This is a genomic window from Rhodococcus sp. MurmanLake-1, from assembly GCF_056945715.1.
In genome coordinates this window covers 108,904-114,702 of the sequence record NZ_JBWZNF010000012.1, presented here as the reverse complement: position 1 = coordinate 114,702, position 5,799 = coordinate 108,904, and the positions used below count along the sequence as shown (strand labels likewise).

Below are 5,799 nucleotides of genomic sequence, written 5' to 3'. Positions count from 1 at the left end.
CAACTTGAAGCCACCGAGCCGCACGCCCGTGAAGCGAGCGCCACCGAGCTGTTGCCGGGCACCGCAATCGAGCACGAGGAGCGGCAATGAGAAGGATCGGACGTACTCGGGCGATACTGGTCGTCGCCCTCGTCGCATGGACGGGATTGTTCGGTGAAGCGGCGCTTGCCTCGGCTGATCAGGCGCGAACATCCCCTTCAGGTGGTTCAGCTCTCGATCACGTCGAGGAAATCAACGCCCGTCAGCTGACGATGTATGTCTACTCCGCTGCAATGGACAAGGTGATCCCACTCGAGGTGATTCGGCCGGCAGACACGAGTGCGCCCCGGCCGACTCTCTACCTGCTCAACGGCGCGGGCGGAGGCGAGGACACGGCGACGTGGCAGACACGCACAGACGTCGTCGACTTCTTCGGCGACAAGAACGTCAACGTCGTCAACCCGATCGGCGGTGCCTACAGCTACTACACCGACTGGGAGAAGCCCGATCCTGTTCTCGGGCTGAACAAGTGGACCACGTTCCTCACCGAGGAGTTGCCACCGATCGTCGATGCCACGCTCGGGACGACGGGTGTGAATGCCGTTGCCGGATTGTCGATGGCAGGTACCTCGGTTCTGAGCCTGGCCGAGGCGGCGCCATCCGTTTACCGTGCCGTCGGTGCTTTCAGCGGGTGCGCCGAGACGAGTACTCAACCCGGTCAGGACTACGTGAGATTCGTGGTCGGATTCCGCGGCGGCAACGTGGACAACATGTGGGGTCCTCCCGGCGGTCCGGGCTGGGTAGCCAACGATCCTGTGGTCAACGCCGAGAGATTGCGGGGCGTCGACCTCTACATCAGCAATGGATCGGGCCTGCCCGGCCCACACGAGAATCTGGGCGGACCGATGGTCAACGGCGACCTCGGCGTTCTGGCGAACCAGGTGATCGTGGGTGGAGTCATCGAGGCCGGGACGAACCAGTGCACCCAGCGTTTGGCCGAGCGGCTCGACTCCCTGGGCATCCCGGCCACCTATGATTTCCGGGCAACCGGCACTCACTCCTGGGGTTATTGGCAGGACGATCTTCACAACTCGTGGTCGATGATTGCCGAGTCGATCGGTGCGCGTTAGCCGGTGAACCCGAGGATCGGCGGCTGAGTTGTTTCTCACTTCGGGGCCCGCTCGCCCCACCTAGCCGACCGAACTGCAGGTCAGCGGCGTTATAGTCGCCACATGAGTTCAGAAACACTCGCGCCCCTCGACACCGATGTACTTGCGCGCAGGTTTGCGTGCCTTGGTGATCCGACGCGGCTGCGAGTGCTCCGACTCGCTGCCGGCGGTCCGATCGACGTCGACACGATTGCACACGCCGCATCACTCGCGCCGTCGGCGCTGAGTGCTCACCTCGAGGCCTTGATCGAGGTCGGTTTTGTCGAGGCTTCGGTGCGTGAAGGCACTTCGGTTGTCAGTGTTGCCGGAACGGCATACTCCGATCTGATGGCAGCGGCCGCCGTCGTGGCTGCGCGTGGCCCGGTCGAAGACACACTGGGAGTTCTTCCCGACGATGTGGTGCTGCGCCGCATGGAATCCGGCGACTGGGATGCCGTGCGCTCGATCTACCGCGAAGGAATCGACACCGGAACCGCGACGTTCACCACGTCGGTGCCGTCAGCCGAGAAGCTCGAAGCGCAATGGTTGCCCGATCATCGATGGGTCGCCGAGATCGACGGCCGAGTCGAAGGCTGGGCGAGCCTGAGCCCGGTGTCCTCGCGTGATTGCTACCGCGGGGTCGCCGAGAACTCCATCTACATCGGTAGCGGCGCTCGCGGGCGCGGCGTGGGCAAGCTGCTGCTTCGCCGACAGGTGCAAGCCGCCGACGCCAGCGAGATCTGGACGGTGCAGTCGTCGATCTTCCCGGAGAACCGGGCGAGTGTCGCCTTGCATCAGGCCGTCGGATTCCGAATCGTCGGCACTCGCTCGCGTATCGCTCAACTCGGTGGCAGGTGGCGTGACACGTTGTTCCTCGAACGTCGCAGCGAGGACGCTGACATTGAGGACGCTGACATTTGAGAAGAGACACTCAACCCTTGGCAGCGCTGATTCCCGCGCGTCGCCCGTAGAAGCTGCCGTCACCGAGCGACGTTCCGGAGGCGTATCCACCGGCGCAGACGCCGGCGGTGCAGCGTCCAGCGGCAAACAAACCCGGGATCGGTTCGCCGGAGACGTGGATGACCTCCGAGTTGATCGACGTGCGCAGGCCGCCGAGCGTGAATCCGGCGGTGAAATTGCGAAGATCGAGCGCAGCGACGGGTGAGCCGATCGGCTTGACCCACTCCTTCTTCTTACCGAGTACCGGGTCTTCACCACGGGCGGCGTGCCGGTTGTAGACCTCGACCGTCGACTGAAGGGTGCCTTCCGGCAGGCCCATGTCGGATTCGAGTTCCTCGACGGTCTCGGCCACCCACTTGGGCTGGAATCTGAAGAACGGTGTGGAACTGTCGGCGGCGCAGCCCTCTTCGTAGGAAGCTTCGTCGATGATCAGGTAGGCCTGATTCTCGTTGCGCAGCAGCGTCTCCTGGCCGATTCTTCCCGGATACGTGTCTTCGTTGACGTAGCGCTGGCCGCGTCCGTTGACGAGAATGCCGCGGATCATCAACTGGGGGTCGCCGAAGAATGCGACCTCTGTTGCGTCCATGTGTGCGAGGTCGGCCCCGAGTGCCTGCGCCATCTGGATGGCCTTGCCGTCGTGCTCTTCGATAGCCGCACCGGGGCGCCCGATCAGCCGTGGGGCGTACGACTGGATCATCGCTTCGTTGTAGGCGAAGCTTCCCGTCGCCAGTACGACACCCGTGCGTGCTCGAACTGCCACTTCCTTGCCGTACTGCTTGGCGATGATGCCGACTACTCGATCTCCGTCGACGACCAGGCGCTGGACTCGCATGTCGTATTCTGCTCGTACGCCGAGGCTTTCGGCCGTCTCGATCAGTGGCTTCATCAACATGAAACCACCGCCCTTCTCCCCGGTGCGCTTGCCGCTCATCTGCGGCACGTGCCCGCGAGGGGCCGGTGTCGCGATCGTGTTGAACGGTGCCGAGTTCTCGCCGCCGGAATACATGAGTCCGTCGTCGAAGGGTGTTTCCCAGCCGGGTTGGCCGTAGAAACTTTCCTTGAACGGCACACCGTTGTCGACGAGCCAGTTGTAGTGCTCGACGCTGCCTTCGCAGTAGTCGGTGATCTTCTCCTCGTCGGCGCCGGGCCCGAGTGCGGCCATCATGAATGATTTCATGTTGGCGGGGGAGTCCTCGAACCCGAGTGCCTGCTGCAACGGGGTCCCGCCGCCCAGATAGATGAATCCACCTGCCAGCGCCGCAGCGCCGCCCCAGCCGCTCGTGCGCTCGAGCACCAATACGTCGGCGCCCGCTCGCGCGGCCTCGATCGAAGCACTCACTCCGGCAATGCCGTAGCCGGCGACGACGACGTCAGCCTCGAAGTCCCACTGCTCGATGCTTGCGGCGGACTGCGGACGGATTGAGCTGGCCTCGGCCATGGATTCGGATCCTTCGTTCTTCTGGTTGGTTGGTGGGGGAATCGGTGGGTGTGATTGATGCCTTGATGGCAGTATCTCGACCGAAAGTCAGTCGGTGTCCGTTTTCGCGGAATCGGCCGCGGCCTTCTCCTTGACGCGCGCGGCTTTACGTCTGTCGGCCTTCACGGCGATCAGCGCATTGTTGAGTCCCGTGGCCAGCGGCCAGCCGACGTAGTGGCACAGGAAGATCGCGGCCTCTTCGAACTGCTGCTCGGTCAACTCCTCGTTGTGGAGAGCAGCGTTGATCTGGATCTTTGCCACATCGTTCTGCCCCTGGGCGGTGATGGCACCGATCAGGAGTAGTCGCCGATCACGCACCGACAGTCCCGGTCGCGTCCAGATGTCGGCAAAGAGGTGGTCGGCGGTGACCGCGAAGAAGTCGCCGGGAACGTCGGCGGGAAGCTCCCAGCCGTACACCTCGTTCATCTTCGCGACGCCACGAGCGCGGGCCTCGGAGATGCGGCTTTCGTCGGTTCCACCGGCATCGGTCAGGTGAGTGGTGTCGGTCATGCGTGCTCCCGAGTAGTAGATGCCGAAGATGCCGTTGAAGGTTCGGCCGGCCTGTCTTCGCTGTCATTCCCGACGCCCAGACCGGCACCGAGTCCGGCGAGCGCAAGGTGCGCGAGCGGCAGGTCGAGATTCAGCCGATCACCGAGGTCGATGGCCAAGGCCAAGTCCTTCTCCCCGAGATTGCGAACATGCCGCAGTATCGAGAACCACGGGTCGTCCTCCGAGACCGGTGCGGTGGTGTCGCGGAGCATGATCGCGCCCGCGCCACCAGTGATCGCATCGGTGTGCCTGACGACCTTTCCGAGCGTGCGGAGATCGAGTCCTGCTGCTTCGGCGAGTCGCGCGGCCTCGGTCGTGGCGGTGAACGAGACGAAGTGAAGAAGGTTGCGTGCGAGCTTCATTCGCGTTCCCGCGCCGACGTCACCGGCGTGAACCACCAGCTCGGCCCAGGATCCGAAGGGCTCGCGGACGGCTTCGAACGCCTCGTCGGAGCCGCCGATCATCACTGCCAACCTGCCCTGCGCTGCGCCGCCGGCACCGCCACTGATCGGCGCGTCGACCAGCAGAACACCACGCTGGTGACAGATGTCAGCGAGTTCCACCGCCGTGGTGTCCGAGATAGTGGAGTGAATCGCGATGACAGTGCCTGGCTGTGCGATCGACAGGATCCCGTGCGGCCCGCACACAACCTCGCGTACCTGCGCGTCGTCGAGCACCGTGACGGAGATGATGCTCGCCTGCGCTGCAACGTCGGCGGGCGTCGATGCTGCGCTCGCGCCCGCAGTGGTGAACGGTTCGAGCGCTTCTGCGCGGGCATCACACACCACCAGTCCGCCCGGCCAGTCCAGGAGGCGCTGCGCCATCGGCGCGCCCATGTTGCCTAGGCCGATGTATCCCAGTCTGGTTTTCGAAGCGCTGGCTTTCGGCGCCGATTCCGTCATGACCGGTACACCTGGCCTCCGTCGACGTTGAAGATCTGCCCGGTCACCCAGCCTGCGTCGTCGGAGAGAAGGAACAGGCACATGCCGACGAGATCCTCCGGCGTTCCCATGCGCTGCAACGGGATTCGCTTCACCATGTCCTTGACGATGTTGCCGGGGGTGACGGTTCGAGTCGCCTCCGTGTCGATGGGACCGGGAGCGATGGCGTTGATCCGGATATTCGACCAGCCGAGTTCGGTCGCGAGTTGTTGTGTCAGGCTGTTGACGCCGGCTTTCGCGAGTCCGTAGTAATTCGAGTACAGCCAGGCTGCTGTGGAGGACTGGTTGACGATCGAACCGCCCTTCGCGCGCATATGAGGTACGACCGCCCGGCACACGTGCAATGCGCCGTCCATGTTGACGCTCATGAACTTTCGGTAGTAGTCCCAGTCCACCGTCAACAGGGAATCGATCTTCATTCCGCCGTAGATGGCAGCGTTGTTCACCAGATGCTCGATGCTACCGAACTGCTCGATCGTGAAGTCGGCAAGTGCCGCAGTCGACTCCCCGTCGGCGACGTCGACGTCCTTGAACACGGCACTTCCACCGTCCGCCGTGATCTGCTTGGCGACAGCTTCACCGAGTTCGCGATTGAGGTCCGCCACGACCACGTTGGCCCCCTCCGCGGCCAGAGCGCGGGCATATGCCTCTCCGATACCCTGCGCTGCTCCGGTGACTATCGCGGTGCGACCGTCGAAACGTCCCATGTCGACCTACTTTCGTGGTGATGATTCTGTGGTGAGGG

Annotated in this window: 6 protein-coding genes; 2 read left to right on the top strand and 4 right to left on the bottom strand. The window is 63.8% G+C overall.

Annotated elements, in window-relative coordinates; genetic code table 11:
- Window positions 1-86: 86 nt before the first annotated feature.
- Window positions 87-1,109: an alpha/beta hydrolase gene (locus AC2ETI_RS26545; protein ID WP_355334355.1), complete on the top strand. Its 1,023-nt coding sequence runs from the start codon at window positions 87-89 to the stop codon at window positions 1,107-1,109.
- 102 nt (window positions 1,110-1,211) lie between these two features.
- Window positions 1,212-2,048 (top strand): helix-turn-helix domain-containing GNAT family N-acetyltransferase, encoded by an 837-nt coding sequence (locus AC2ETI_RS26540; protein WP_021334000.1) that lies wholly within the window; start codon window positions 1,212-1,214, stop codon window positions 2,046-2,048.
- Window positions 2,049-2,058: 10 nt separating this feature from the next.
- Here AC2ETI_RS26540 and AC2ETI_RS26535 read toward each other — a convergent pair whose 3' ends face one another.
- The 4 genes from AC2ETI_RS26535 to AC2ETI_RS26520 all read right to left on the bottom strand — a co-directional run bounded on the left by AC2ETI_RS26535 (window position 2,059) and on the right by AC2ETI_RS26520 (window position 5,761).
- Window positions 2,059-3,525, bottom strand: a complete 1,467-nt coding sequence (locus AC2ETI_RS26535; RefSeq protein ID WP_020907950.1) for an FAD-dependent oxidoreductase — start codon at window positions 3,523-3,525, stop codon at window positions 2,059-2,061.
- A gap of 87 nt (window positions 3,526-3,612) precedes the next feature.
- The gene (locus AC2ETI_RS26530) at window positions 3,613-4,074 is read right to left on the bottom strand and encodes a carboxymuconolactone decarboxylase family protein (protein WP_084325651.1); all 462 of its coding nucleotides are present in this window, start codon (window positions 4,072-4,074) and stop codon (window positions 3,613-3,615) included.
- Window positions 4,071-5,015: an NAD(P)-dependent oxidoreductase gene (locus AC2ETI_RS26525; RefSeq protein ID WP_483634640.1), complete on the bottom strand. Its 945-nt coding sequence runs from the start codon at window positions 5,013-5,015 to the stop codon at window positions 4,071-4,073. The genes AC2ETI_RS26530 and AC2ETI_RS26525 overlap by 4 nt, the downstream gene beginning before the upstream one ends.
- Window positions 5,012-5,761, bottom strand: coding sequence for an SDR family oxidoreductase (locus tag AC2ETI_RS26520; RefSeq protein ID WP_007728639.1), 750 nt, complete (start codon window positions 5,759-5,761; stop codon window positions 5,012-5,014). The genes AC2ETI_RS26525 and AC2ETI_RS26520 overlap by 4 nt, the downstream gene beginning before the upstream one ends.
- Window positions 5,762-5,799: the final 38 nt, after the last annotated feature.

Bases quoted from the DNA above. Each gene is read 5' to 3' on its own strand.
- AC2ETI_RS26545 (WP_355334355.1), top strand. From the start codon at position 87: ATGAGAAGGATCGGACGTACTCGGGCGATACTGGTCGTCGCCCTCGTC.
- AC2ETI_RS26540 (WP_021334000.1), top strand. From the start codon at position 1,212: ATGAGTTCAGAAACACTCGCGCCCCTCGACACCGATGTACTTGCGCGC.
- AC2ETI_RS26535 (WP_020907950.1), bottom strand. From the start codon at position 3,525: ATGGCCGAGGCCAGCTCAATCCGTCCGCAGTCCGCCGCAAGCATCGAG.
- AC2ETI_RS26530 (WP_084325651.1), bottom strand. From the start codon at position 4,074: ATGACCGACACCACTCACCTGACCGATGCCGGTGGAACCGACGAAAGC.
- AC2ETI_RS26525 (WP_483634640.1), bottom strand. From the start codon at position 5,015: ATGACGGAATCGGCGCCGAAAGCCAGCGCTTCGAAAACCAGACTGGGA.
- AC2ETI_RS26520 (WP_007728639.1), bottom strand. From the start codon at position 5,761: ATGGGACGTTTCGACGGTCGCACCGCGATAGTCACCGGAGCAGCGCAG.